We start from the raw sequence: 25,846 nt of genomic DNA on the forward strand, positions 1-25,846 counted from the left end.
CCTAAATACAACCAATGAAGAAAATTACCAAAAAAGGAGTATGTCTATTGCTGCTCCTAAGCAGCATGCTGGGACATTCGCAGGAATCCCCGGACATTAGCAAAACATTAGCAACGGCAAGGCTACAGCTCGTAAAAGGAAGCAAAAACTATAACCCGGAAAAAGCGGTAGCCAGTTATACTGAGCTAGCATCACAAGGCAATCCAGTAGCCATGAATGCGCTGGGACTTATTTACACTAAGGGCTCCGGCGTAGCTGTAAACGAGCAGGAAGGATTAAAATGGCTCGAAAAAGCAGCACAAGCAGGTTATACTAAGGCCTGGTACAATCTGGGAATATTATACCACGAAGGTGTAAGTACCCCAACAGATCCCGTAAAAGCAATACAATATTTTGAAAAAGCAGCCACGGCAGGGTATAGTTCAGCCTACACCGCATGGGGTAGAATGGTCATGAGAGGAAACGGAGTACCTCAGGATTATCCGCTGGCCATGAGTATTTTTAAGCAGGGTGCTGAAAAAGGAAATTCGCACTGCAGTTATCTGCAAGGCTATTTGTACTACAAAGGTTTTGGCTGCACACAAGACTACAGCCTCGCCATACAACACTTTGAAGTGGCAGTACAAAAACACAATCCCTGGGGGATGTACATGTTGGGACTCTGTTACCGCAATGGTTATGGAGTAGCTATTGATTTAGAAAAAGCCAAATTCTACCTCAGCAAATCAGCAGCAATGGGCGTAAAACCATCCCGAATGGAACTGGACGATCCGGAGGCCGAAAATTATAATCCTAATCAGCTAAAAACCATTTCAGCACCTGTTGGTGAAATCATAACCATTACCGAAACCGAAGCTCCCGAAACTTTTAAAAAAGTAAAACAAGCTCCTATTACAACCGAAATTTCCGAGAGTTATACAGGTTATGTATTGCGTTACGACTTTAGCGGCCAAAATATTATAAGCAAAACGGCATTGCAAATCGACCTAAAGCAGACAGGCAAAGAACTTAATGGTGAATGGAAAGAAATTGATGGCGACACGGTTATTTTTAATGCCCAAATACAAGACGATGCTATTGTATTTAAAGATTCTAAAATAGACCGCACGGAGCATTTTTACAAAGGCAGTCTTAATAGCTATGAATTTAAGGATGCTAAACTACAATTATTGCAAACCGATGAATCGTTATTTATGGTAGGTAACCTACAGCTTTACAACATCAAAGAGCGTGAAAACGAAAAACCGATGTACCTGATTTTAGAGAAAAAACAAATCAAAACAAATGACGTTCAGGAAATCATTTCTTCTGTGGTCATACATCCAAATCCGGTAGTAACAGATTTTAATTTGAGTTTCGACCTGGCAAAACCTGCAGATGTAGGTGTGAGTATTTACTACAGTACTGGCAGGGAGTTATATAGCCAGCAATGGAAAAACCTGGAGCAGGGAACACAAACCAGAACCCTTGCGCTAAACGCACCTGCAGGCTACTATATATTGAGACTGACTTATGGCACAGAAGTAAAAACAACTATTTTAATTAAAAAATAAGGGCGATGAAAAATAAATATTATATTTTAGCATTTACGTTCTTATGTTTGCTGATAGGACAAAATAGCTTTGCACAAACCTCCGACGGAGATGCACATTTTGACGAAGAAGGAATGCATGAGTTTTTGTCTGAGTTGTTTGATCGTGAAGTAAGCTCTTATGAGACAGATTCTAATACAGGATTTATAATATCCGTTAACGGACCCGGTGAAGGAGGAGGTGAACGCGATGGCTTTGTTGGTTTTGAAACCGCTAATGATGGAACTATAACTTTTACCTGGGGAGGATTTAACGATCTTGATACCACTGAAACTTCTTCCCAAAACACAGGTGAAACCTCAAGTAATTCTGCATGGGGATTTATTGATTGGGGTAGCGTATATTCTATGTCAATACCCATTAACCCTAATGGCGATTGTTGGTCTTGCAGTGCAGAAACTGATAACAATGATGTGGCAAGTTCTGAAAACTATAATTACTTTGATCTTCTGCCAAGCTGGGTACAAACAAGCTATTCAGATTTTTTAGGCAGTTCAAATTCGCCAGTGTATACTCCTCCTCCAAATACTGGCTATTCAGGTACTTTAGGAGACGTTATAATTTGGTATAATGTAGGTACTCCTTATGAAATTGGGGCATCCTATGGACAACTTCCTATTGAGGAAGTAAATGATACTAAAGTTATTATGAATAATAGTAATTCATTGCATCATGAACTCATTTTTCAGTTTGTCAAGAATCATCCTGGAACTGGTTTAGATATGCTAAAAACATATATAGTATCTTATCCAAATGGTAACATAGCTCAATTCATAGAGGATTATAATAATCCATCGATAGATATATGTACTAATTATTCTTTACTTTGTGCTGCAGAAACATTTGAGACTACCAATATAGCAGCAGCACCAATCGATAATGTTCTTCCTAAATTTAAGTTTGTAGCTAATAAAAATAATATTTTTAATGTCAACGGAAGACCTTTACGATCTTCTATTAATGACGGGAACTTGTTACAAATTGAGGTTAAAAATGTTTTACACTCACCCTCCCGTTTATTAAGAACAGAAGGTACGCTACGTGCTTTTGGTAAGATGGCTACATATTATGCAGAATTATATGGCTACACCGGGGTAGTACAAATGATAAACACAAAAGGTAAAGATGGTGGAGATGATGTTGCCTGGTATGGCAATGGAGTTTTAACCGTAAGGGCTACTGCATTTTCAGAAGGGAGATTTGACAATGTAAATGATTTTAAATCAATTATAAAGCATGAAGTACTACATTGGCTAGACCCGAAAACAGGCGATGATAATTATAAATTTAAAGATCATGCCACTATTTATTTATTACAAGCTTCTGATCCTGATTTCAAAAACACTTCTGATTGGCATAAAATTAATAATGCTAACCAATACATGATTAGAATTTTCAATTCTTCCAGGGTACATGAGGTAGGAATGAACAATGACGGAATAGTAGCTGCGATGCAAAAATACAATGATGAAAATACAGGCGGAGTGAAAATTTACAATATTCTTTTTTCAAATGCAAGTGTAGCTAGTTTAAGGTTTACAACAAGTATAAATGGACAAATAAAAGACAATCATTATGAATATAAAGAACTTAAAAGCACAGCAGATTAAGACGGTAATACTATTACTGTTTTTTTGCTTATTATCCTGTAATAATAAGCAAAAAGAAATTACCAAAATACTTACCAACGACAGTATTCAATATTGGAACATATCTGAACCTGAGGACAAACGACCTATTTACTATAATTCGTATAGTTTTTCAAAAACAGGAATTCATGAAAGGTATAATATTGATATTAATGAGGTTCGGAATATTATACCCAGAGATACAGTTCCTGATAGACATGGAATTTACAACAAATGGAGTTTTATAAATGACAGTACCATTAATATGGGAGGATTTATAATGAAAATTGTAAATTATTCCCAAGATTCAATTGTTTTAAAAGGCAAGAATAATACTGCTTATTCTCTATATCGTGTAATAGGTCCTTTTAGAGTTAGTCCTAAAAGTATAAGGGAGCGGGATTCGCTTATTACTATCTATGCAAAAGAAAGAGAAAGAGATAAAGGTGCTTTCATTGTGACTGATACCATAAAATAATTAATCTCACACTGCGCAAAGTTATACTTTGCGCAGTGTTTTTAATTTTATGTAAGTGACAAGTTTGCAAAAAGTCTCTGCTAACATATCCAATTTTAGCTCATTTAACTTTTATAACGAGTATGGAACAAAAAATAAACACATGAATATCAAAAGTTTAAAAATAAAACAGATTAAGACTCTAATACTATTTTTATTTTACTGCTTATTATCCTGTAACAATAAACAAAAAGAAATTACCAAAATACTTACCAATGATAGCATTCAGTATTGGAACATATCTGTACCTGAAGATAAACGACCAGTTTATCATAATTCATATAGTTTTTCGAAAACAGGAGTTTGTGAAAAGTACAATATAGATTATAATGAGATTCGAAATATCATACCCAGAGATACAGTCCCTGATAAATATGGAATCTACAACAAATGGAATTTTATTAATGACAGTACAATTAATATGGGAGGATTTATAATGAAAATTGCAAATTATTCCCGCGATTCAATTGTCTTAAAAGACAAGAATAACGACTCTTATTCTTTGTACCGTGTAATAGGTCCTTTTAGAGTTAGTCCTAAAAGTATAAGGGAGCGGGATTCGCTTATTACTATCTATGCAAAAGAAAGAGAAAGAGATAAGGGTGCATTCATTGTGACGGATACGATAAAATAATTAATCCTAAACTGCGTAAAGTCAAACTTTGCGCAGTTTTTTAATTTTATGTAAGTGACAAGTTTGCAAAAAGTCTCTGCTAACATATCCAATTTTAGCTCATTTAACTTTTATAAAGAGTATGGAGCAAGTCGAAAGACTGGATTGAAAGAGGAACAGAACTAGGAGATGCTATTGGAGATCATGATTTAGCCAATGATATTATAGATGCAGGATACACTAGCGTTTTAGCCACACATGGCCCAAATGGAAATGTTGTGTATAAATTGGTTGATTCTGCGGGAAATATCGGAAGTGTATGGACACCTTAACATTTAAGAATAAACAACATGAGAGACAAACTGAAAGATAAAGATTACTTTGAATCATTTATTAATAACGAATATCAGTCTATAGAGAAAAGAATTAATAAATTAAAAATTGGTGAAATTAAAGAAGATAGAATACAATCTGTAAAAAAAGCAATGACTTATTCCTACTTGCAAATTATAGGAGCTAAATATTCTTTGGGAATAAGATCTTTCGAAGAAATGAAAAATGATCTTTGTAATGGTATTCAATTATTGAATGAATGTATGGTAAATAATAACGGTAAATTTTACAATCCTAAAAAGAATGAATATTTAGACCAATATTATCTTCATATTTATCAAGAAATATTGCAATATTTATCATTAGCATACTTATTAGATATTCCTGAAACAAATTTTAAAGTCCTGATTAATATTATTGATCGAGATAAAATTAACAATGATTTATATGAGTTCTTCATAAAATCACGTTTTCCCGATTTTGAACAAAAGAGAATTGAGCATTATAATCCTGAAAAATCTGTTGTTGTACCAGTGTACAATAAACTAGATAAAGCTGCAAAAGAATCTAATAAAGACGTGTCTTCAAAGCTAGTAAATCAATTCTTGGAAAAAGACTATTATCATAAAGACATGAATTCTTACAACAGCCACAAAAGCAAAGCAAATATATATAGCGGTTATTGGAGCTTTGAGGCTGCTGCCGTAGTTAAGATTTTGTCTTTAGATGATAGCAGTTTTGCCAACAATCAATATTATCCAAAGGATTTAGTTCATTTCAATAATTAATAGAAAAATATAAAATGAAAACAATAGTATTAGTGACATTATTATTAGTCACCACAACATTCTTTGCACAAGACAAATACGATCAATTCATGCAAAAAATAAAAATAGAAAATGAAATAAAAGGCTATGTAAACAATTATATAGACAAATTGGCTAATCAAAGTAACGGTGTAACTGCTGCTCAATGGAGTCAGATAAAAACCAAAATAGATTATAGTCCTTATTTTCTCGGTGTAAAATCTGTATTAATGAATAATTATACTCCCGCAGAATTAGATGAGATTGTTCAGGCTAACGATATCGTTTCTCCTGTAAATGACACAGGACAATTTATTTTTAAACCAAAGCCGGTAGTAAAAGAACAATTATATCAAATAAGCCGAACTTTTGGTAAAATGATAAATGTTCAAATTAAAAAGCTGATAGAGAAAGCCTAAAATGGCTAAAGCTACCATAATAATTTAGGAAATACCAAGCGCAAACTAGTAATCGTTTACAACGAGTGAGTATCTGCTTAAATTAATAGAAAAAAAGGTAGCGTTTATAATCACGATTAACTAAAAACAGGAGTATCTTTAAACAAGGTCACTTCTGTTTTTTAATTTATAATATATTTGATAAAAATAATATTAGAACTTAAGAGAATTGCATTTCATAAATCTTTTTATTTTTATTTAGTCTAAATTACTATACTTTTGCGGTCTAAAATTTAAATAACCGCCATGAAGTTTACTTATTTAATAGTATTGTTAGCCTTTTTCAATATAGGTCAGGCACAAAATGCTAAAATTACAGGAAAGATAATTTCCGAAAATGATGAAGCTGTTTCGTATGCTTCTATTTCGATTAAAAGTTTAAAAAAAAATGCTATTTCTGATGATAACGGAAATTTTGAAATCACGAACCTTGTACCGGGATCTTATACTGTTTCTTTTTCGGCAATGGGATTCTCTGCTTTCGAAAAAACAATCGAACTGCATGAAAATGCAGAAGTTTCTATAATTTTACAAAAAAACATCAATACGCTCCAGGCAGTAGAAATTACAGGACGAAAAGAGAAGTCCTATAAAAATACCAAATCTTTTATTGGAGCCAAAACAGAAATTGCCTTAAAAGATTTACCTCAGGCAGTTTCTTATGCCACAAAAGAGTTAATCGCAGATCAAGGTGCCATTCGCGTAGGCGAAGTTGTAAAAAACTTCAGCGGGGTAAGCCAGTTTACTTTTTATGATGATATCTCCATTAGAGGATTTCGCATCAATGGAGGAAGTAATACCCAGTTATTAAACGGAATGCGAACCTCAACAGGTTTTTGGAAACAGCCGCTTGCCAATTATTTAGAACGTGTTGAAGTTTTAAAAGGCCCATCTTCAGCTCTGTTTGGAAATGCATCCCCTGGAGGAGTTTTAAACCGTGTTACAAAAAAACCTTTAGACCAAACGGCCAACAGCGTGAGTTTTTCTACAGGCAGTTTTAATACATTGAGGGCTCTGGCCGATTTTACTGGTCCGCTTACTGAAGACAAATCTCTTTTGTATCGTCTGAATCTGGGGTATGAGAACGCCAATTCCTTTAGAGATTTACAATTTGATAAAAATATCGTGCTGGCTCCATCATTGTCTTTTCTACCAAATGATAAAACAAGTGTCAATTTTGATTTGATTTATACCTCTTCAAAAAGCATCCTGGATCGTGGTCAGTCTACCTATGAAAATAATTTGTACTCGACAAAGATTTCCAACTCTTTAAATTCTACAAACGATTATTTAAACGAGGAAACCTACATCGTAACAACTTCATTAAATCACCAATTTACGGATCGTTTATCTTTTTCAGCTTCCTATATACGTACAGGCTACAGCGAAGATCTGCTGGAACATCGCGGTGCTAATAAATATGCTTCTGCTGGAGATGGAACCACAATTTCAACAGCAATCGAAATGCAGGTTTTTCAACGTAAGCGTAAACGTTATATCGATAATCTTTCTGCTTTTTTAAAGTATCAGGCTAAAACCGGAATTTTCGATCACAACCTGATTGCCGGTTACGATTATGCACAGGAGAATGTTCCTCCCGGCGGTTCTCAATTGCAGGCATCCGGATATCGAAATGCTGCCAACACAGGATTTATCGCAACCTATAAACCTAATGACAAAAGCGCTTATTTATTAGATTCTAAAGGAAATCCGGTACCAAACGTTGCACATTTTGACCTTACGAATCCATCAGGATCACAGCAATTAAAGGATATGAGCAAATATTTTTATACAGCTCGTCCATTTGATCCTACCTATTACTCATTGTATGGCGTATATTTTCAGGATCATGTAAAATTTGGGGCTTTTCAGGCTTTAATTGGAGTTCGTTATGATGAATATACCGATAAAGAGAATTATAAAAAAGATACTGAGAAAAAAGTAAAGCAACATTCTTTTTTACCGCGTTTTGGTTTAACCTATACGCTTAATCCAAACATTAATCTTTACGGAACTTATGTAAAAGGATATAATCCCCAATTGGCTTCCTCTTTATCAAATCCAAACGCAGGAGGCCCTTTTGACCCGTTAGAAAGTAATATGATTGAATTTGGAGGAAAATCTTCGTGGTTCAAAGAAAGACTTTTCGTAACGGTAGCCTTATTTAAAATTCAGCAGAAAAACACTTTGTATCCTGCGAATGACACTACAAATCCGGAATTAATGCGGGCTATTGGAGAAGAAGAATCTAAAGGTATTGAGATTGATGTAAACGGAAGTATTACAAGAAACTGGAGTATTTCAGCTGCCTATTCTTATAATGAAGCGTATATAACAGAAAGTCCGGAAGCAACCGAAATTGGAAGGCAAAAGCCTAACACACCCGTTCAGCAGGGTAATATCTGGACGCGTTACAATTTTACAGATGGTGCACTTAAAGATTTTGGAATCGCAATGGGATCTAATTTTGTAACGACCCGTAATTTAAGTCAAACCATAACACAGACAATTCCAGGCTATACCTTATTTAATGCTGCTTTGTATTATAGTATCAATAAGTTTAAAATTCAGTTGAATGCCAATAATATAACCAATAAGACCTATTGGGTTGGCGGGTATGACTACATTCGATTGTTTCCCGGGGCACCATCAAATTGGCTCTTAACACTTGGGTATTCATTTTAAATTTTAATATAGCAACAAAAATATTAATGTATTTAAACAATTAGCCCGGAGTAACATCCGGGCTAATTGTTTTATTGTCTACCTGATGATGATTGAAGTATAACTTACAAATCAAATTTAAAATTCTTATTTCAAAAAATAATTAGTATCCTCAAACCAGTCGGTCAATCGCTGTGACCAGGTTTTCAGCGAATTTGTTTTAGCTCTTTTCCCCATATTAAAAGCATGTCCGCCTTTGGCATACAAATGCATTTCTACCGAAACATTTGCTTTTCGATATCCATTAAGCAGTTCAACTATCGGTGCGGAGCAACATAAATCATCATTTGCTGCTACTAAAAAAGCCGGAGGTACATCAGCCTTAATCTCTTTTGGAATGAATAAAGGCCCGGGATATACTAATATTTGAAAATTGGGCTGTGCGTCTAATTTATCTATTGTATCAGACGTATTTTTCAAAACATTATTAGAATTATAAGCAATCAGGGCAACAACTTCTCCACCTGCTGAAAATCCCATGGCGCCAATTCGGTTAGCATCAATTTTAAATTCAGCTGCTTTGCTTCTTATTAGTCTCATAGCTCTTTCGGCGTCCTGCTTAACATGAGTTTCTAATTGGTACGGGGAATCTTTTGTTCTGGCTAAACGATATTTTAAAACAAAAGCCGTCACTCCGATGCTATTGAAATAAACTGCTGCATCTTTTCCTTCCGAATTAAAAACCAGATTTTCATGACCTCCTCCGGGACAAATAAGTACCGCCATCCCATTTGGCTTCTCCGGAAAATACGCTGTTATTGATGGATTATGAATATTTCTAACCCACCAGTCCTGAGCCTGTTCCGGTTCATCTTTACGATTTTCAAAACCGGGAGCACCATTTTCCCAAAGTGAAATTTTACGACCTGTTTGTTGTGAAAAAATTACATTAGAAAAGATTAGGAAATATAACCCGATATGTCTTTTTACATTAAGTACCATTTTTTTAAATTAAAGCTAAATATTAAACAATAAATAGGAATTCATTTTTATATAAACTAACATGCTTTATTGAAAAATTTAATTTACAATAAATTGTCTTATGTAATTACCTAATAATCAATTCAAACAAATTTTTTAGAAAATATCAATTATACTTATTTAGACTTGTTATAAATAATATTATCTTTGCATTGAATTTCACAAAATTGCTGATTTATTCATACAATTTAAATCATAGTTACCTTTTTGTTTTTTATTTTTTTTGAATAAGAAAGAATCTGCTTTAAGCAGGTTCTTTCTTTTAAAATTAGTCTTTAAAAAAACTGAAACGTTGCTATGATGCAAACATTGCCAATAAATTAAGTAAGATTTAGGATTTTAAATTTTCGAAAAAACTTCTTTCATTTCATCAATCACAATACGAATATCATTTTCAGTTGTTCGCCAATTGACAAATGATGCCCTTATTCCTTTTCGGTTTTGATATACTGTTGGTGTCATAAATACTTTTCCTGTATTGTTTAGCTGTATCAGGAACTCAGATACTTTTTCCTGATTGTGGTTTCCTTTTAAAGTAAAACAGACATTATTGAGACGGATGGGTGCCAAAAGTTCAAAAACTTTATCCTCGATAAGCATATTTCCAAAATGCAAAGCCAGAGCAATACTGTTTTCAATTATATCCTGAAAACCTTCTTTACCATAAGCCAGCAAAGAAAACCAAACAGGCAGAGCTCTTAAACGTCTTGAATTTTCCGGCAGTACATTGAGATAATTAAAGTTCTCGAGGGGATTTCCTAAATAAGGTGCATTTGAATTCTGAAAAGTTTCAATTTGTAAAGAGGTATGCTGCTCTTTTATCAAATAAAAAGCATTCTCGTAAGGAACATTCAGCCATTTATGACAATCAATCGTAATACTGTCTGCTTCCTCCCAGCCTTTTACAAAATGTTTGTATTTCTCTGAAACTGCTGCAAAACCTCCAAAAGCAGCATCAATATGCCACCAGAAATTATATTGTTCTCTGAGTTTTGAAATGGCTTCAAAATCGTCAAAATCAGCTGTATTAACGGTTCCGGCACTTGAAATTAAGATGAAAGGCTTTCCATCTAACTTTTTGATGTTTTTTTCTAAATCTTCAATATCAATTGCTTCACGATTTCCCGATGTTGTTTTTATTGTAGTGTAATTCTGGCTTCCAATTCCTAGCATCGACAATGTTTTTATAGAAGAAGAATGTGGAGTGGCAGAGAAGATCTTTATAGCCTCTGAAATTCCATTTTTAGCAAAATCTTTCCCCAATTGTTTACCAAACCATTGTCTGGCAACTCCAAGACAGGTAAAATTTGACATGGTCGCACCAGTCACAAATCCTCCCAAAAAAGATTTTGGAAGTTTTAATAACTGTAAAAGTAAATGGATTGTTTCAAATTCTATTAAAGCCGAATTTCCTCCCTGCGCTGTAACTGCCTGTGTATTCTGATCGTAAACTGAAGCCAGCCAGTCTCCGGCAATCGAAGCCGGGGTTGAGCCACCTGTTACAAAACCCCAGTATCTTGGCCCTGGAGAAGCCACCATTAGGGGTGCCAGTCTATTATTAAATTCTTCTAAAACTGCCAACGATCCCAAACCTGACTGGTTTAATTCACGGTTGGTATCAATTGTTTCTTTTTTGGAAGTTGGGATATTTTCAAGGTCATTTAAAAAACCTATTGCCTGTTGTTTTGCTTTTTCGAGTATATTTTCAAAATCGTTTAAATCTTGTTGTAAGGCTGAATTCATTTTTTTTGAATTAAAATAATTTTGCCCGAATTTAAACAATTGCATTTATAAGAAAAAATTTATCTTTTCATTGCAAAATGCCCTTTATAAACTTTGCCGTTTGCTCTTGTTACCACAAACCAGTAATCTGTTGAAGGCAATTCATGAGCATTAAAAGTCCCATCCCAGGCTGATGCTGCGTTTAGTTCTTTAATGAATTTACCGTATCTGTCAAAAATTTTGGTATTTATTGTAGGCTCCGTTTCTGAGAATTTTATTTTCCATGTATCATTATAGCCGTCTCCATTTGGCGTGAAAAACTTAGGATAATTTAGCAGAAAAACTTCCTGATTTACAGTTCCGCATCCGTTTTTATCCCGCACATATACAACATAATCGCCCGTTTGTAACCCCGACAAAGTATTGCTGTCCTGATAAGTAATTCCATCAACTGAATATTCATAATCTCCTAAACTGCTGTCTGCAAGTTCTACCATGATTATATTCTCCTCATCTGTCCAATCCTTAGTGCCTATATTTAAAATTGTGGCGCTATTGGATAATTTAACCTCAAAGTTTTTGGTTGAAGAGCAAATCGTATTTCCATGATTTTGAGTTACGGAAACCGAATAAGATCCGGCATCAGAAACCGTTATCGATTGTGAAACCTCCCCCGTAGACCATAAATAACTATCAAAACCGGAGCCTGCATCTATAGAAACATTTTTATTTTGACATAACGTAACAGTATCTGAAATGGCGATAACAGGTGCGACCACTAATCCTAAATTCAGCTGAACAACCTGATAACATTTATCACTAGAATCAATTCTCACATAAATTATTGAAGTTCCTAAAGCCAAACTGTAATTCTCCGGTGTAGCAATCTGATCTGCTATTATCTGGTTTTCTGCACCCGACAATGATGTAAAATAGGTAAAAATACAGGAACTGCAAGTCGTTATTTTTGAATTGTAAGGAGTTAAGTCTATTGTTTCCGAACCATCGTTTCCTTCATCACAAATAAAATCTGTACTGTCATTTACTGGTAAACTTGGAGATACTACAGATGCTGAAACGGCTAATCTGTTTACACTTTCACAACCATTTACAGTTTGCGTAGCATAGTATGTTATTCCATTTAGTAGAGTTGTTGTGATTGGCAAAACATTTCCCCCATTTACGTTGTTATACCAAACGATAGTTGTTCCCGCAACAACAAGATTAGCAATAGTTGCCTTTTGCGTTGTGCAAAAATTTTGTGCCGCATCCCCTGTTGGTGCTGATGTATACTGAATGTTTATTACTACCGGAATACGTAAACTTTCGCAACCCGTTAAAGTTTGCGACGCATAGTAGGTTTTGTTTTGCAGAGCTGTTGTATTGGTAAGCAAATTTCCATTTACAGCTGCATCGTACCATTTTACATTTGTGCCAGAAATGGCAATATCATCAATAACAGCATTTTGCTGTATACAAAAAGTTTGTGGTGTTGCAACAGGAAGTGGTTCGTTATTTACAAAAGCTTTGATTTCAACTGAATTTGGAACAAGGGAAACACAGCCAATTGCATTTTTTATCACAACCTGATAAATATCCGGAACCAAATTCGTTTTAGTGTTACCCGATATCCAATTTTGGCCTCCATCAAAGCTATAAGACGCCGCACTATCTGTAACCGTAATGGTTCCTGTAGTCGTAAAACAATCTGGCTGCGTAATATTTACTGTTGGAGTTGGCGGGTATCCCGGCGGGATGCTAATTGTTACTTTAATTGGTGTGGTTTCGCACAATGTACTATTTCGTGTTTTGACCCAATAATCACCCGGAACAAATCCAGTTTTTACATTACTTGCCTGCCAGGATAAACCGTTGTCAAAACTATACTCAGCATACGGGCTGGTAACTGTAATTGTACCGTATGGATTTGTACAAATTACAGGTTGAACAATATCTATTGTTGGCGTCTCACTAGAAACTGCTACTAAATTAATATGAACTGAAACCGGAGCCGAAACGCAGCTGGAACTTTTGGTCGTAACATTATAATCACCACCTGCCAAACCGGAAAAAACCATAGATGACTGATAATTCACCCCGTCTACACTGTACAAAAGGCCTGTCGGAGTTGTTACTGTAATAGTTCCCGAAGGCAAATCACAATTGGGCTGAGTGGTTTCTATTGTGGCTTTTATAGGACCGGATTTTACATTTATTGTTATTTCGTTGGAAAAGACACGACAATTCGTAGAACTAATATTGGAACTGTCAGCTGTTGCCAAACGGTATTTATAAGTGCCAACAGCACCTGAAACAAAAGTATAGGTAGCTGCATTTGCTCCCGAAACATCAGTCCATGTTATTCCTCCATCAACACTATTTTGCCATTGATAACCAGCTGTTGTATAGGCTGAAGACGAAACAGACCCACTAAGTGTAATTGACCTTGATTCCCCTTCACAAACTTCCAGATTAGTTACCGACTCATTTACAATTGCCGAAGTAACCGTTGGCCCACAGGCTCTGAAAGTAATATCATCCAGAGCAATATCATTACCCGGAGCAGCACCTGCCTTATTATTTCGCATTCGAATAACAACCGTAGAAACTCCCGAAGGTGTGGTAAAAAAGAATCCGTATTGTTTCCATGTAGCACTACTGGACAAACCAATATCTCCAGTACTGTAGGTCCCTAGAATTGTCCCTCCCGTATCTTCAATTGTAAAAGTAATATTAGGCGGACTATTGTCCTGAGTTCTCAAAAGATTCATGATCCAGGCAGCAAATTCATAAGTAGTACCTGCACACAAACCGGAAACCGTATTTTTATAAAAATAATCGGTTGTAGATATACTTGCATTTACCACCATCATATAACCTCCTCCTGTATGATCTGTTGTTGTCCACCAGGTACCTGCTGTGTTCGTCCTGCTTTCTACTGTATAAGAACCATCGTTTGGAAAATCTGCTGTAGTCCAGTTGTAACTTGTAATTCCGGTTCCCAAAGCTGTGCCATGTGTTGATGTGCCTGAACCAAAATCTAATTTAACCACAGGATCACCCAAACTCCCGGTACATAACTGAGCCTGCAATTTTGATACAAAAAAAAGTATACTGAATGCTAAATAAAAGTTGATCCGATTCAAAATAAAGTTATTTTATCTCAGTAAAACTACTTTATAAAAAAATCAATTGTTAAACTTTTAGACCAATCTGCAGAAATGGACGATGAATCCTAAACTCCTACCTATTAACGTTTTATTCCCAACTTAAATCTGTAACAAAATCCTCGCTATATCATTAAAAATGAATAACTAACACAATTATTGTTACCATTTTGTCTTATCTGAAAATTTCGAAACAAGCATTGAAGAAATGACATCGCCATTAGCATTCAATAAAGTAGCTATTGGATCGACCAATGTTCCTAAAATCATGGCAACAGGCAAAGCTTGTTCCATTGGAAAACCATAAACCGTAATAGCGAGAACTTCACCTATATAACCTCCGTTCGGAATTCCGCCTTCGACAATCGAAACAATTATGGTGATTCCCAATGCCAGAAGAATTGTTGAAGGTTCTGTAAAATCCTTTCCAAACATGGCAAACAAAAAAGTGATTTTAAGAATCGATGACATACTTGAACCGTCTTTGTGTAAAGGTGCTCCAAGCGGAATTACCAGATTTCGGACATGCTCCGGAATTCCCATTTTTTGGGCAGCTTCTAAATTTGCAGGAATAGTTGCGATACTGCTGCAAGTTCCTATCGCGGTTAAACAAGGGGTGATATTATTGCTCCAAAAAACTTTAAAAGCTCTTTTTCCTCCAGCAATTATGGCATATAAACTGAAAAACATGAAGAAATAAAATACGCAGGCGGCATAATAAACAGCCATAGGCTTAGCATAAACGCCAAACAACTGAGGTCCAAAGATACCAACCTGATAAGCAAAATAAGCTCCTAAACCGATTGGTGCAAATTTCATGATACTATTCAAAAGCTGTTTCATAACCTCGTTTCCGGAATTCAGAAAACTCTTGAATGCGTTTCCTTTTTCACCTGACTGCAATGTTGCAAAACCAATTAAAAACGAAAATATAATCAGTGCCAGCATGCTTTTTCGAGACAACAATTCTGAAAAATCATTTACTGTAACCAATTTTGCGATCTGATCACCTACAGATCCTGATTCTATATTTTCAAAAGGAACTTTAGTAATTGCTATATCCTGATGAATCGGGAAAAGATAAACCGCAAAAATCATTACAATTGCAGAAATAAGAAGGGTTGAAAGAAAAACCAATATCATAATTACAAACAGTTTTCCTAACTTCTCCGTTTGTTCCAAATTAGCAATCGAAGAACCAATTGTAAAAAAGATAAGTGGAATAATCGCTGTAAAAAGTAAATTCAGAAAAATATCTCCAAGTGGTTTTATTACCTCAACTCTTTCTCCAAATACTAACCCAAAAATACTTCCGACTATAATCCCGCCAAGAAGCAAAAGGATACTGCTGTAACTTTGTAGAAAATTGATTTTTTTAACTTCCATTATTTAAAAGTATTTTAATTCGCGAAAAAAGAGTCGATTTAAAATTAAATAAAAAAAGAGTACTAAAATTAATACTCATTTCTAATCTTATTTTTCCAGAACAATTGTCGTAAAAGCCCTGTCGACCAGTTCGCCAGTTTTGCTTTTTATTTTTTCTGTCTGACTTTCGGTATAAACAATTTTAAAAGACGTTTTTTCAATTAGTTTTAGTGCTTTTTCAGTACTGTAAAGCTCAAATTCAAATTGTGTAAACGGGAGTGTTTTCATAAAACTTTCCTCTGCAAATGTCAAACAGAAATTTCCATTCTGTTTTAAAACCCTGTAAATTTCTAAAAGTAACTCTTCTGGTTTATGCCAAAAATAAATAGTATTTACCGTAAATATTTTATCGAATAACCCATCTTCAAATGGTATTGTATTTCCATCATAAACCGAAAAGAAAGCTTGTTTTTGGGAAACAAAATTTCGGTTGATCTGGCGCGCTTCCTGAAACATTAACTCAGACATTTCGAGTCCGTAATACTTTAATTTTTCAGCTTGTTCAAACAAAAACTCAACATGCCCGGCATTTCCGTGGCCTAGTTCAAGAATTCTATTTTCGTTTGATATATTAAGATTTTGAATTGAATGACGCGTCATATTGATGTTCGTTTCGTTCATCATATTACCCATTTCAATTCCCTTTTCTTCTGTTGGATGTTTTAATTGAGAGGCAATTTCCTGTAATTCTTCATTTTTCATAATGTTCAAATTTAATACAAATTGAAATTAAAACTCCTAATGCCCCAGCCCAGATGGGAACGGCATCCTTTTGTGGCGGGGTTCGCCACAAAAGATACAGTGGACAGCTGGATTAGCTGCTAAAATTAAATCTAAAAATTCTAAATTCCAGCTCTTTCGCAAAATTTGGAATCATTTCGAGAAACGAAGCAACCAAACTAGTAAGAACTTCAAAGATATAAAGCATGAGATTGCTTCGTTCCTCGCAAAGACTTAGAATGAGTTTAAAAAACCTGACTCGCGATCTGGCGAATATTCTCAGATTTACCCATTGAATAATAATGCAAAAACGGAACTCCGGCTGCTTTTAATTCTAAAGACTGCTGAATCGCCCATTCGATTCCTACCTGTTTGATTTCAGCGTTATTTTTGCATTTGTCAACAGCATCAATCAAATCTTCCGGTAAATCGATACGGAAAATTTGTGGCAGAACTTGTAAATGTCTTTGAACAGCAATTGGCTTAATTCCGGGAATAATAGGAATTGTGATGCCCATTTCTCTTGCTTTTTCTACAAAGTTGAAATATTTAGCATTATCAAAAAACATTTGAGTAACAACATAATCTGCACCGGCATCGACTTTTTCTTTTAATCTTTTTAAATCAGACTGCAAAGAAGGCGACTCAAGATGTTTCTCCGGATAACCGGCAACTCCAATACAAAAATCGGCTCTGTTGTCTATATCCATCACTTCATGAAGGTATTTACCACAGTTCAAATCGTTGATTTGTCGAACCAAATCGACAGCATAGTGATTACCGCCGTCTTTAGGAACGAAAGACTGCTCGTGTTTCATTGCGTCACCACGAAGCGCCATGACGTTATTGATTCCCAAATATTGACAATCAACCAACATATATTCGGTTTCTTCCTGTGTAAAGCCTCCGCAAAGCAGGTGCGGCACAGTATCCACATTATATTTGTGTTTTATAGAAGCACAGATTCCAAGCGTTCCCGGACGCATACGAGTCAGTTTTTTATCTAAAAGTCCGTTGCCTTTGTCGATATAGATAAACTCTTCGCGCGAAGTCGTTACATCAATAAAAGGTGGTTTAAACTCCATTAACGGATCGATATTGTCGTATAATTCCTGAATGCTTTTGCCTTTTTGAGGCGGAATAATTTCAAATGAGAATAATGTTTTTCCTTTGGCGTTTTCTATATGTTCTGTTACTTTCATTCTTTGTTTTTTGTTTCAAAGTTTCAAGTTTCAGGTTTCAAGTTCTCTACAGCAACTTGAAACTTTAAACATGAAACTAAAATAACTTTTGTTAGTCTGCTATATTAGGGTTTAACCATTTCATTGCGTAATCGAGCGGAACATTTCGGCGTTTGGCGTAATCTGTAACCTGATCTTCTTTTATTTTTCCGAGTCCGAAATATTTACTTTTCGGATTTCCGAAGTAATATCCTGAAACTGACGAAGCCGGCCACATTGCCATACTTTCTGTTAAGGTTACTCCAATCTGTTTTTCAACATCCAGAAGTTTCCAGATCGTTGGTTTCTCTAAGTGATCCGGGCAAGCTGGATAACCCGGAGCAGGACGGATTCCTTTATAATTTTCTTTAATCAATTCTTCATTAGTTAAAGCTTCATCTGAATCATAACCCCAGAAATCTTTACGTACTCTCTCGTGAAGATATTCGGCGAAAGCTTCTGCAAAACGATCCGCAAGTGCTTTCACCATAATCGAATTATAATCGTCTAAATTCTTTTCGTATTCTGCCGCCCATTCGTCTACCCCAAAACCAGTAGTAACGCAAAAAGCTCCCATGTAATCATCAATACCGCTTTCTTTTGGCAGAATAAAATCGGCTAAAGCGATGTTTGGTGCACCTTTCGTTTTTTGTGACTGTACTCGAAGCGTCAAAAATTTCTCTAAGACCTTTCCGTTTTCATCACGCAATTCGATATCGTCGTCGTCAACCTGATTGGCAGGAAAAATTCCGTAAATGCCTTTTGCTTTTAGTTTTTTCTCTTCTAAAATCACTTTCAGCATTGCCTGAGCATCTGCAAAAACAGAAGTGGCTTGTTCACCAACAACCTCATCCGTTAGAATCGCCGGATATTTCCCATGCAATTCCCACGTTTGAAAAAACGGTGTCCAGTCGATATACGGAACCAAAACATCCAATTCTACTTCGACGATTTGTGCGCCTATTTTTTTAGGTTTGGTCGGAGTATATTCAGACCAATCCAATTGCAATTTATTTTTACGGGCTTCTTCAATCGTCAGGAAATTTTTATCTCTCGAACGATTTAAGAACGTTTCTCTAAAAGCATCGTATTCAGCACGAATATCCGCTGCATATATTTTTCTATTATGATCTAACAGATTTCCGGCAACGGTTACGGCTCTCGATGCATCGTTTACGTGAATTACCGTTTCTCTGTATTGAGGTGCAATTTTCACGGCTGTATGCGCGCGTGAAGTTGTTGCTCCCCCAATCATAATCGGGATTTTAATGTTTTGTTTGTCTAATTCTTTAGCCAGATATACCATTTCATCAAGCGAAGGCGTAATGAGTCCGCTTAGTCCAATAATGTCAACTTCATGTTCGATCGCCGCTGCAATGATTTTCTCCGGAGGAACCATTACACCTAAATCTACAATCTCATAATTGTTACAAGCCAAAACTACCGAAACGATGTTTTTTCCAATATCATGAACGTCACCTTTTACGGTTGCCATCAGGATTTTTCCGTTTCCGGATTTGTCTCCGGCTTGTTTGCTGGCTTCAATAAACGGCAATAAATACGCCACCGCTTTTTTCATTACACGAGCCGATTTTACAACCTGAGGCAAGAACATTTTTCCGCTTCCGAACAAATCTCCAACCACGTTCATTCCTGTCATCAAATTGATTTCGATAACTTCAATTGGTTTTGTTGCTGCCAAACGTGCTTCTTCTACATCTTCTTCGATAAAAGCGTCAATTCCTTTTACCAACGAATGTGTGATACGTTCCTGAACAGTTCCAAAACGCCATTCCTGAACGGCTTTTTCATCGCTTTTTACTTCGCCTTTTACATTTTCTGCAAAATCCAAAAGTCGCTCTGTAGCGTCGTCACGTCTGTTTAATATTACGTCTTCAACGTGTTCTAATAAGTCTTTCGGAATATCATCGTAAATTGTCAGCATCTCCGGATTCACGATTCCCATCGTCATTCCGTCCTTAATTGCATGGTATAAAAACACCGAGTGCATCGCTTCACGAACCGTATCATTTCCTCTAAAAGAAAACGAAACGTTACTCACACCACCGCTGATATGTGCATGTGGCAAGTTCTCACGAACCCATTTTGTTCCTCTAAAAAAGTCAATTGCATTCAGGCGGTGTTCTTCCATTCCTGTTGCAACCGGGAAAATATTCAAATCGAAAATAATATCCTGCGGAGGAAAGCCTACTTTATTGACCAAAATATCATACGAACGCTGGCAAATCTCCACACGGCGATCGTAATTATCTGCCTGACCCACTTCGTCAAAAGCCATAATAATGGCCGCCGCACCATATCGTTTGATTAATTTGGCGTGGTGAATAAAGTTTTCTTCTCCTTCTTTTAACGAAATCGAGTTGACAACGCTTTTTCCTTGTACTACTTTAAGACCCGCTTCGATAATTTCCCATTTCGAACTGTCGATCATAATAGGAACCCTCGAAATATCCGGTTCTGCAGCAATTAAGTTTAGGAATTTGGTCATGGCATTTACACCGTCCAACATTCCTTCATCCATATTAATATCGATGATTTGTGCTCCTCCTTCTACCTGCTGTCTTGCAATATCAAGCGCCTCGTCATATTTTTCTTCCTTGATTAAGCGAAGGAATTTTCTTGAACCTGTTACATTCGTACGCTCCCCAATGTTTACAAATACACTTTCGGGCGTAATAATCAACGGTTCTAATCCTGCTAAGACAAGGTCTCTTCTTTTTTCTGCCATTTTCTTTTTAAGTTACTAAGATTCTAAGTTGCTTAGATTCTGAGTTTTTTAATTCTTATATTTTGAGGTTTTAAGACCTCTATTTTTTATAATCTTATTTTGGGCGTGTCCCAAGGACCGGGCTATCCGTTGCAAGTCCTCGACCAATTTCGTTATTCACTACATCGGTCTGTGGGCTTTCCACTTCTATCCCTCACGTAAACCTGATTTCATAATAGAATTTATATTTTCCACTGAAATCATTTCCATTTTGATTTTTCTATATATTTACAAGTTACACCTGCATCGTATATATAATATTTCGTTTTAGTAAATCCTGCTTTAACTAGTGAAATTGAATCAGGTTCTAATTCTTCTTCTAAAACAATATTGTTTTCTTGAGGATTATTTAAATCGTATTTCACTTTAAAAAACTTATTAAAATCCTCGTTATCATATTTTTTAACAAAAACTACTGATCTAATTTTTTTATCAGTATAAAAATAATATTGCAAAGTATACCCGTGTTCGTCGTTACTTTTTAACCTGGTTAATAATCCTATTGTCTCTCCTTTAAAAGATTTTGAATAATCATCGTATTGATTGTTACCTATTAAATAAAGTAGCAAACCAACAATAATAATGGCAATAATCATTTTCCACTGATCATTTTTGCTTTGTAACCCAACTTCTTCTTTTATCAATTTTATTTTTTCTATCCAAAATCTGCAGCACGTGACTTTAATCCTTTTCCCAGTAAATAATTCTTTATGTAATATGTGCCAATCCTCCGTAACTCTATTTCCAGATCATTTATCTTCAACGGAATAACTTCGTTACTACAAATATTTCGTTACTATCAAACTTACTTCCATTTTGACTTTTGGATGTATTTACATGTTACACCAGCATCATAGAAATAGTATTTTTTTTTAGCAAACCCAGCTTTGACTAATGTAATCGAGTCAGGTTGCAATTCTGCTTCTAAAACAAGATCATTTTCTTCAGGTTTATTTAAATCATACTTCACTTTGTAAAACTTATTTAAAAGTGTAGGATCATACTTATCGACTGAAATCTTTGATATGATTTTCTTATCTAAATAAAAGTAATATTGTAAATAAGTAACCTTACGCCCGTACTTAAATCTCGTTGCAAGCCCTATAGCTTCACCTTTGAATGATTTTATGTTCTCTTCAGATTTACTGTCATCCTTACGACTAAAAAAAATTATTATAATTATTGCTATTATAAAACCTGCTGCTCCTAAATAATTTCCTTTCGCATCGTTCCATTCTATCATATTTGCTAAGCAAATGTTGGCGCTACACGCGGTTTATAATCCTTCGCAACTTCAGCCATTAATCGAATATGATCCGGAGTTGTTCCACAGCAGCCTCCAATGATATTGATTAAATTATCCTCTAAATATTCTTTAATGAAAGCCTGAGTCTGCTCTGGCGTTTCATCGTATTGTCCAAACGCATTTGGCAATCCTGCATTTGGATGCGCCGAAACATTAAAGCTTGTGTTATGCGCTAATGTTTTTAAATACGGTTTCAACAAATCGGCGCCTAATGCGCAATTGAAACCAACGCTCAATAACGGAATATGTGATACTGAAATCAAAAACGCTTCAACCGTTTGCCCGGAAAGCGTTCTTCCTGAAGCATCTGTAATCGTTCCTGAAACCATGATTGGAATATCGATATTACGCTCGTCTTTTACTTCTTCGATGGCGAAAAGTGCTGCTTTGGCATTTAACGTATCGAAAATGGTTTCTACCAACAGTAAATCGCATCCGCCGTCCATTAAAGCCTCAACTTGTTGTTTGTAGGCGATTCGTAAATCGTCAAAAGTTACCGCTCTGTAACCCGGATCGTTCACGTCTGGTGACATACTTGCCGTACGGTTTGTCGGCCCTATTGAACCTGCTACAAAACGTGGTTTATCCGGATTTTTAGCGGTAAACTCATCGGCTACTTGTCTCGCAATTTTAGCCGATTCGTAGTTAAGTTCGTAAACCAGATCTTCCATGAAATAATCGGCCATACCGATTGTCGTTCCGGAGAATGTGTTGGTTTCTACAATATCTGCTCCCGCTTCATAATATGCAGCGTGTACGTCACGAATTGCCTGTGGCTGTGTGAGGGATAATAAATCGTTGTTTCCTTTTAACGGATGCAGAAAATCTTTGAAACGCTCGCCACGAAAATCTTCTTCTGAGAAGTTGTAGCGTTGTAACATGGTTCCCATTGCTCCGTCAAGGATTAGGATATTTTTTTTGATTGCTTCCTGAATTGTAATCGACATATTTTTTTATCTTTTAGCTACTAAGGTTCTAAGATGCTAAGTTTTTTAATCATTATTAATTTCAAAAGTTCACTATTGCCGGCTCATTAGCCCCGATTACTTCACCTATTTTCTATTTTCACAGGAGTTCAGTAAACTACGCTTGAGCCGTTATCCTCGCAGTGAAGCGGAGAAATATAGGCGAAAGCGGGAATTTTGACTGCAAAAATGCGTCAATGATTCGCTCGAAATATTGTAAGTTGTCAGGAAAAGTTTTTTGAGAAATACGTAATGTATTTTGCGTTATCTATCTTGAATACATTTTGTTGTATTAAGTAGAATGTAGCACCTTCTTTATGGCAAAGGGTTGCTAAGGTTTCATTGGGTCTTTCCCTCGGCCTTTCGTGATAACTTTCAATAAAATTAGGAACGGCGCAAAGGTACAAAATAGCCTTTCGACTTGCAAGTTTTTTTTAAGATTCTAAAACACTAAGGTTCTGAGGCTTTATGCTTAAATTTTCTAAAATAAAAAAGCTCAAACTATGTATCAGTTTGAGCTTTCGATTTTAAAATCTTAGTCTATAAACCCAGCGTTACGGGCTTATTAAGGTGATCAGAATGGGGTCATTTAAAAACTTCTGTCCCATTTTAGAAATGTATCCATGACTTCCTGATGATCTGTTAATTCATTATCTGTCATTTTCATTTCACTGCCGACTTTGGAATTTTCTTCTAGTAGTTGTTCATCATTGTTCATAATAGATAATTTGTTTAATACTTTCTTAAAGTTAGTATTTTATATTGGTAATTCAAAATGCTAAAATCAAAATTTCTCTTTCTGAAAAAAATTAATACTGCAAATTTACCTCACTTTTTACAGACTAAGTTTAAATTAACATCAATAAAAAAGCCCAAACTTAAAAAGTTTGAGCTTTACAATATAAAATGTCAAAACCTTAGTTGCTCAGCAACTTAGAAACTCAGACTACACTATTGCTTTCACAACCGCTTTTGGAGCTTCTTTACGAGTTCCGTCAAAACCGTCAACACCAGAAACTGTTGTATATTTCAATACATATTTTTTACCTGGGTTGATAATTCCGTATGCAGCCTGGCACATTAAAGTTGCTTCGTGGAAACCACAAAGGATTAATTTTAATTTCCCAGGGTAAGTATTGATATCTCCAATGGCAAAGATTCCAGGAATGTTGGTTTGGTAATCTAATGCGTTGTTTACTTTAATCGCATTTTTCTCGATTTCAAGTCCCCAGTCTCCAATTGGTCCTAATTTTGGCGTTAATCCGAAAAGTGGAATAAAGAAATCCGTTTCGATTTTACGGTGTGCTCCGTTTTCCTCAATATCCAAAGATTCTACGTGCTCAGCACCGTTAATTCCGATTACCTCAGCTGGTGTGATCAATTTGATTTTTCCTGCTGATTTTAATTCCTGTACTTTTTCTACAGAATCTAAAGCTCCTCTAAATTCGTTTCTACGGTGAATCAAAGTTACTTCTGAAGCTACATTTGCTAAAAAGATACTCCAGTCTAATGCTGAATCTCCTCCTCCTGCAATAACCACTCTTTTATCTCTGAATTTCTCCGGATTTTTGATGAAGTATTTTACACCTTTATCTTCATAAAACTCGATATCTTCAATAAGAGGTTTTCTGGGTTCGAAACTTCCCAAACCTCCGGCAATTGCGATAACCGGTGCGTGGAATTTTTTTCCTTTGTTTGACGTTACGATAAAACTTCCGTCTTCTTGTTTTTCGATAGTTTCTGCACGCTCACCTAAAGTAAAACCAGGTTCAAATTGTTTAATCTGTTCCATTAATCCGTCTACTAAATCTCCCGCTAACACTTCCGGAAAACCAGGAATGTCATAAATTGGCTTTTTAGGGTACAATTCAGAAAGTTGTCCGCCCGGCTGAGGCAAAGCATCTAAGATATGGCATTTTAATTTTAATAATCCTGCCTCGAAAACGGCAAATAAACCTGTTGGTCCTGCTCCAATTATAAGTATATCTGTTTTAATCATTATGGTGTTGTTTATAATCATTCTTAATAATACAAAGAAACGAATAATTTATTCTAATTTCAATGATTTTTATCATTCATTTCCTTGCGAAACTTTTTACTCTTTATTTTTAACGAACCGGTAATTTCGTTCATTCGTTTACATCTGGTTAAAAAAACGACACTACAAAATCGGTTGTTCCTCCGGAACTTTTTTGTTATTCTTTATTTCTCAAAGAAGCCGTTATTTCATTCATCTTCTTTACTTTATCTTCAAAATCGCCCTTTAGCGTTTTTCTGTATTCGTTTAGGTTTTCGACCATTGAATTGATATCTTCCGGAATTACTTCTTCAAAAAATTCTCTTAGCCTTTTGGCTGTTGTTGGTGATTTTCCGTTGGTCGAAATCGCAATTTTTACATTTCCTTTTGTTACGATTCCACCAAGATAATAATCACATAAATCAGGTGTATCTGCAATATTGCAAATCAGATAACGCTTTCTGGACAAATCGTAAACCCTTTTATTCACCGCTAAATCATCCGTGCAGGCGATTACCATGTGTCGCTTTTTGAGCATTTTCTTTTTGAACTTTGCTTCCGTCAATTTAATTGAAGGATGATTTTCAGCTAATACTTTTATTTCTAAATGAAAGTCGGGCGCAACCACCTCAACGTTGGCATTTGGACTCGACTTTAATAAAAAAGAAAGCTTTTCCAATCCAACATTACCTCCTCCCACAATCAGTACATTCAGATTGTGAAGTTTTAAGAATATCGGATATAATTCGTTTTGTTCCATTTTAATTTTTTGTTTCGCCGAAAATACTAAAATCTGACGTTACAATTTTTATTTTATCATCGGGTTAAAACCCGACGCTACAATATGTTTCGTTCCTACGGAAC

Annotated in this window: 20 protein-coding genes and 1 riboswitch; of the genes, 7 read left to right on the top strand and 13 right to left on the bottom strand. The window is 35.6% G+C overall.

The window, feature by feature from the left end; all coding sequences use genetic code 11:
* Positions 1-14: 14 nt before the first annotated feature.
* From FLACHUCJ7_RS02655 to FLACHUCJ7_RS02685, 7 genes are all read left to right on the top strand, one after another.
* Complete coding sequence (locus FLACHUCJ7_RS02655) at positions 15-1,553, top strand: T9SS type A sorting domain-containing protein (protein WP_180907825.1); 1,539 nt, start codon at positions 15-17, stop codon at positions 1,551-1,553.
* A 5-nt stretch (positions 1,554-1,558) separates the two neighbouring features.
* The gene (locus FLACHUCJ7_RS02660; protein ID WP_180907826.1) at positions 1,559-3,202 is read left to right on the top strand and encodes a hypothetical protein; all 1,644 of its coding nucleotides are present in this window, start codon (positions 1,559-1,561) and stop codon (positions 3,200-3,202) included.
* Entirely contained in the window at positions 3,168-3,698 is a 531-nt protein-coding gene (locus FLACHUCJ7_RS02665) for a hypothetical protein (RefSeq protein ID WP_180907827.1), read from the top strand. The genes FLACHUCJ7_RS02660 and FLACHUCJ7_RS02665 overlap by 35 nt, the downstream gene beginning before the upstream one ends.
* A gap of 142 nt (positions 3,699-3,840) precedes the next feature.
* On the top strand, positions 3,841-4,371 hold the full coding sequence (locus tag FLACHUCJ7_RS02670; protein ID WP_180907828.1) for a hypothetical protein: 531 nt from the start codon (positions 3,841-3,843) through the stop codon (positions 4,369-4,371).
* A gap of 329 nt (positions 4,372-4,700) precedes the next feature.
* Entirely contained in the window at positions 4,701-5,471 is a 771-nt protein-coding gene (locus FLACHUCJ7_RS02675) for a PoNe immunity protein domain-containing protein (RefSeq protein WP_180907829.1), read from the top strand.
* A 14-nt stretch (positions 5,472-5,485) separates the two neighbouring features.
* A complete protein-coding gene (locus FLACHUCJ7_RS02680; RefSeq protein WP_180907830.1) occupies positions 5,486-5,908 on the top strand; it encodes a hypothetical protein in 423 nt (140 codons plus the stop codon).
* A gap of 285 nt (positions 5,909-6,193) precedes the next feature.
* Positions 6,194-8,632, top strand: a complete 2,439-nt coding sequence (locus FLACHUCJ7_RS02685; protein ID WP_180907831.1) for a TonB-dependent receptor — start codon at positions 6,194-6,196, stop codon at positions 8,630-8,632.
* Positions 8,633-8,758: 126 nt separating this feature from the next.
* Here the strand turns inward: FLACHUCJ7_RS02685 and FLACHUCJ7_RS02690 are convergent, their stop codons facing one another.
* From FLACHUCJ7_RS02690 to FLACHUCJ7_RS02745, 13 genes are all read right to left on the bottom strand, one after another.
* Complete coding sequence (locus FLACHUCJ7_RS02690; protein WP_078227152.1) at positions 8,759-9,613, bottom strand: alpha/beta hydrolase; 855 nt, start codon at positions 9,611-9,613, stop codon at positions 8,759-8,761.
* 378 nt (positions 9,614-9,991) lie between these two features.
* The gene (locus FLACHUCJ7_RS02695; protein ID WP_180907832.1) at positions 9,992-11,395 is read right to left on the bottom strand and encodes a pyridoxal phosphate-dependent decarboxylase family protein; all 1,404 of its coding nucleotides are present in this window, start codon (positions 11,393-11,395) and stop codon (positions 9,992-9,994) included.
* Positions 11,396-11,454: 59 nt separating this feature from the next.
* Entirely contained in the window at positions 11,455-14,466 is a 3,012-nt protein-coding gene (locus tag FLACHUCJ7_RS02700) for a T9SS type B sorting domain-containing protein (RefSeq protein ID WP_180907833.1), read from the bottom strand.
* 237 nt (positions 14,467-14,703) lie between these two features.
* Entirely contained in the window at positions 14,704-15,927 is a 1,224-nt protein-coding gene (locus FLACHUCJ7_RS02705; RefSeq protein WP_180907834.1) for a dicarboxylate/amino acid:cation symporter, read from the bottom strand.
* 87 nt (positions 15,928-16,014) lie between these two features.
* Positions 16,015-16,668 (bottom strand): class I SAM-dependent methyltransferase, encoded by a 654-nt coding sequence (locus FLACHUCJ7_RS02710; protein ID WP_078227148.1) that lies wholly within the window; start codon positions 16,666-16,668, stop codon positions 16,015-16,017.
* A gap of 263 nt (positions 16,669-16,931) precedes the next feature.
* Positions 16,932-17,888, bottom strand: a complete 957-nt coding sequence (gene metF, locus FLACHUCJ7_RS02715; RefSeq protein WP_078227147.1) for a methylenetetrahydrofolate reductase [NAD(P)H] — start codon at positions 17,886-17,888, stop codon at positions 16,932-16,934.
* A gap of 91 nt (positions 17,889-17,979) precedes the next feature.
* Positions 17,980-20,655: a methionine synthase gene (gene metH / locus FLACHUCJ7_RS02720; RefSeq protein WP_078227146.1), complete on the bottom strand. Its 2,676-nt coding sequence runs from the start codon at positions 20,653-20,655 to the stop codon at positions 17,980-17,982.
* Between the two features lie 239 nt (positions 20,656-20,894).
* A complete protein-coding gene (locus tag FLACHUCJ7_RS02725) occupies positions 20,895-21,338 on the bottom strand; it encodes a hypothetical protein (protein WP_180907835.1) in 444 nt (147 codons plus the stop codon).
* Between the two features lie 161 nt (positions 21,339-21,499).
* On the bottom strand, positions 21,500-21,937 hold the full coding sequence (locus FLACHUCJ7_RS02730; RefSeq protein ID WP_180907836.1) for a hypothetical protein: 438 nt from the start codon (positions 21,935-21,937) through the stop codon (positions 21,500-21,502).
* A 5-nt stretch (positions 21,938-21,942) separates the two neighbouring features.
* Positions 21,943-22,947 carry a homocysteine S-methyltransferase family protein gene (locus FLACHUCJ7_RS02735; protein WP_180907837.1) on the bottom strand — a complete coding sequence of 335 codons (1,005 nt, stop codon included), beginning with the start codon at positions 22,945-22,947 and terminating at the stop codon, positions 21,943-21,945.
* 279 nt (positions 22,948-23,226) lie between these two features.
* Positions 23,227-23,340, bottom strand: a riboswitch (SAM riboswitch).
* A gap of 214 nt (positions 23,341-23,554) precedes the next feature.
* Entirely contained in the window at positions 23,555-23,683 is a 129-nt protein-coding gene (locus FLACHUCJ7_RS25525) for a hypothetical protein (RefSeq protein WP_262494090.1), read from the bottom strand.
* A gap of 228 nt (positions 23,684-23,911) precedes the next feature.
* Complete coding sequence (locus tag FLACHUCJ7_RS02740; protein WP_078227143.1) at positions 23,912-24,964, bottom strand: NAD(P)/FAD-dependent oxidoreductase; 1,053 nt, start codon at positions 24,962-24,964, stop codon at positions 23,912-23,914.
* Between the two features lie 196 nt (positions 24,965-25,160).
* A complete protein-coding gene (locus tag FLACHUCJ7_RS02745; protein ID WP_180907838.1) occupies positions 25,161-25,742 on the bottom strand; it encodes a precorrin-2 dehydrogenase/sirohydrochlorin ferrochelatase family protein in 582 nt (193 codons plus the stop codon).
* Positions 25,743-25,846: the final 104 nt, after the last annotated feature.

The organism is Flavobacterium salmonis, assembly GCF_903819435.1.
GTDB classification, from domain to species: domain Bacteria; phylum Bacteroidota; class Bacteroidia; order Flavobacteriales; family Flavobacteriaceae; genus Flavobacterium; species Flavobacterium chungangense.

What these genes read in the sequence shown, in the direction of transcription:
- FLACHUCJ7_RS02745 (WP_180907838.1), bottom strand. Translation starts at nt 25,742, where the DNA reads ATGGAACAAAACGAATTATATCCGATATTCTTAAAACTTCACAATCTG.
- FLACHUCJ7_RS02695 (WP_180907832.1), bottom strand. Translation starts at nt 11,395, where the DNA reads ATGAATTCAGCCTTACAACAAGATTTAAACGATTTTGAAAATATACTC.
- metH (WP_078227146.1), bottom strand. Translation starts at nt 20,655, where the DNA reads ATGGCAGAAAAAAGAAGAGACCTTGTCTTAGCAGGATTAGAACCGTTG.
- FLACHUCJ7_RS02730 (WP_180907836.1), bottom strand. Translation starts at nt 21,937, where the DNA reads ATGATAGAATGGAACGATGCGAAAGGAAATTATTTAGGAGCAGCAGGT.
- FLACHUCJ7_RS02690 (WP_078227152.1), bottom strand. Translation starts at nt 9,613, where the DNA reads ATGGTACTTAATGTAAAAAGACATATCGGGTTATATTTCCTAATCTTT.
- FLACHUCJ7_RS02740 (WP_078227143.1), bottom strand. Translation starts at nt 24,964, where the DNA reads ATGATTAAAACAGATATACTTATAATTGGAGCAGGACCAACAGGTTTA.
- FLACHUCJ7_RS02680 (WP_180907830.1), top strand. Translation starts at nt 5,486, where the DNA reads ATGAAAACAATAGTATTAGTGACATTATTATTAGTCACCACAACATTC.
- FLACHUCJ7_RS02735 (WP_180907837.1), bottom strand. Translation starts at nt 22,947, where the DNA reads ATGTCGATTACAATTCAGGAAGCAATCAAAAAAAATATCCTAATCCTT.
- FLACHUCJ7_RS02660 (WP_180907826.1), top strand. Translation starts at nt 1,559, where the DNA reads ATGAAAAATAAATATTATATTTTAGCATTTACGTTCTTATGTTTGCTG.
- FLACHUCJ7_RS02670 (WP_180907828.1), top strand. Translation starts at nt 3,841, where the DNA reads ATGAATATCAAAAGTTTAAAAATAAAACAGATTAAGACTCTAATACTA.
- FLACHUCJ7_RS02665 (WP_180907827.1), top strand. Translation starts at nt 3,168, where the DNA reads ATGAATATAAAGAACTTAAAAGCACAGCAGATTAAGACGGTAATACTA.
- FLACHUCJ7_RS02705 (WP_180907834.1), bottom strand. Translation starts at nt 15,927, where the DNA reads ATGGAAGTTAAAAAAATCAATTTTCTACAAAGTTACAGCAGTATCCTT.
- FLACHUCJ7_RS25525 (WP_262494090.1), bottom strand. Translation starts at nt 23,683, where the DNA reads ATGAACAATGATGAACAACTACTAGAAGAAAATTCCAAAGTCGGCAGT.
- FLACHUCJ7_RS02675 (WP_180907829.1), top strand. Translation starts at nt 4,701, where the DNA reads ATGAGAGACAAACTGAAAGATAAAGATTACTTTGAATCATTTATTAAT.
- FLACHUCJ7_RS02710 (WP_078227148.1), bottom strand. Translation starts at nt 16,668, where the DNA reads ATGAAAAATGAAGAATTACAGGAAATTGCCTCTCAATTAAAACATCCA.
- FLACHUCJ7_RS02685 (WP_180907831.1), top strand. Translation starts at nt 6,194, where the DNA reads ATGAAGTTTACTTATTTAATAGTATTGTTAGCCTTTTTCAATATAGGT.
- metF (WP_078227147.1), bottom strand. Translation starts at nt 17,888, where the DNA reads ATGAAAGTAACAGAACATATAGAAAACGCCAAAGGAAAAACATTATTC.
- FLACHUCJ7_RS02655 (WP_180907825.1), top strand. Translation starts at nt 15, where the DNA reads ATGAAGAAAATTACCAAAAAAGGAGTATGTCTATTGCTGCTCCTAAGC.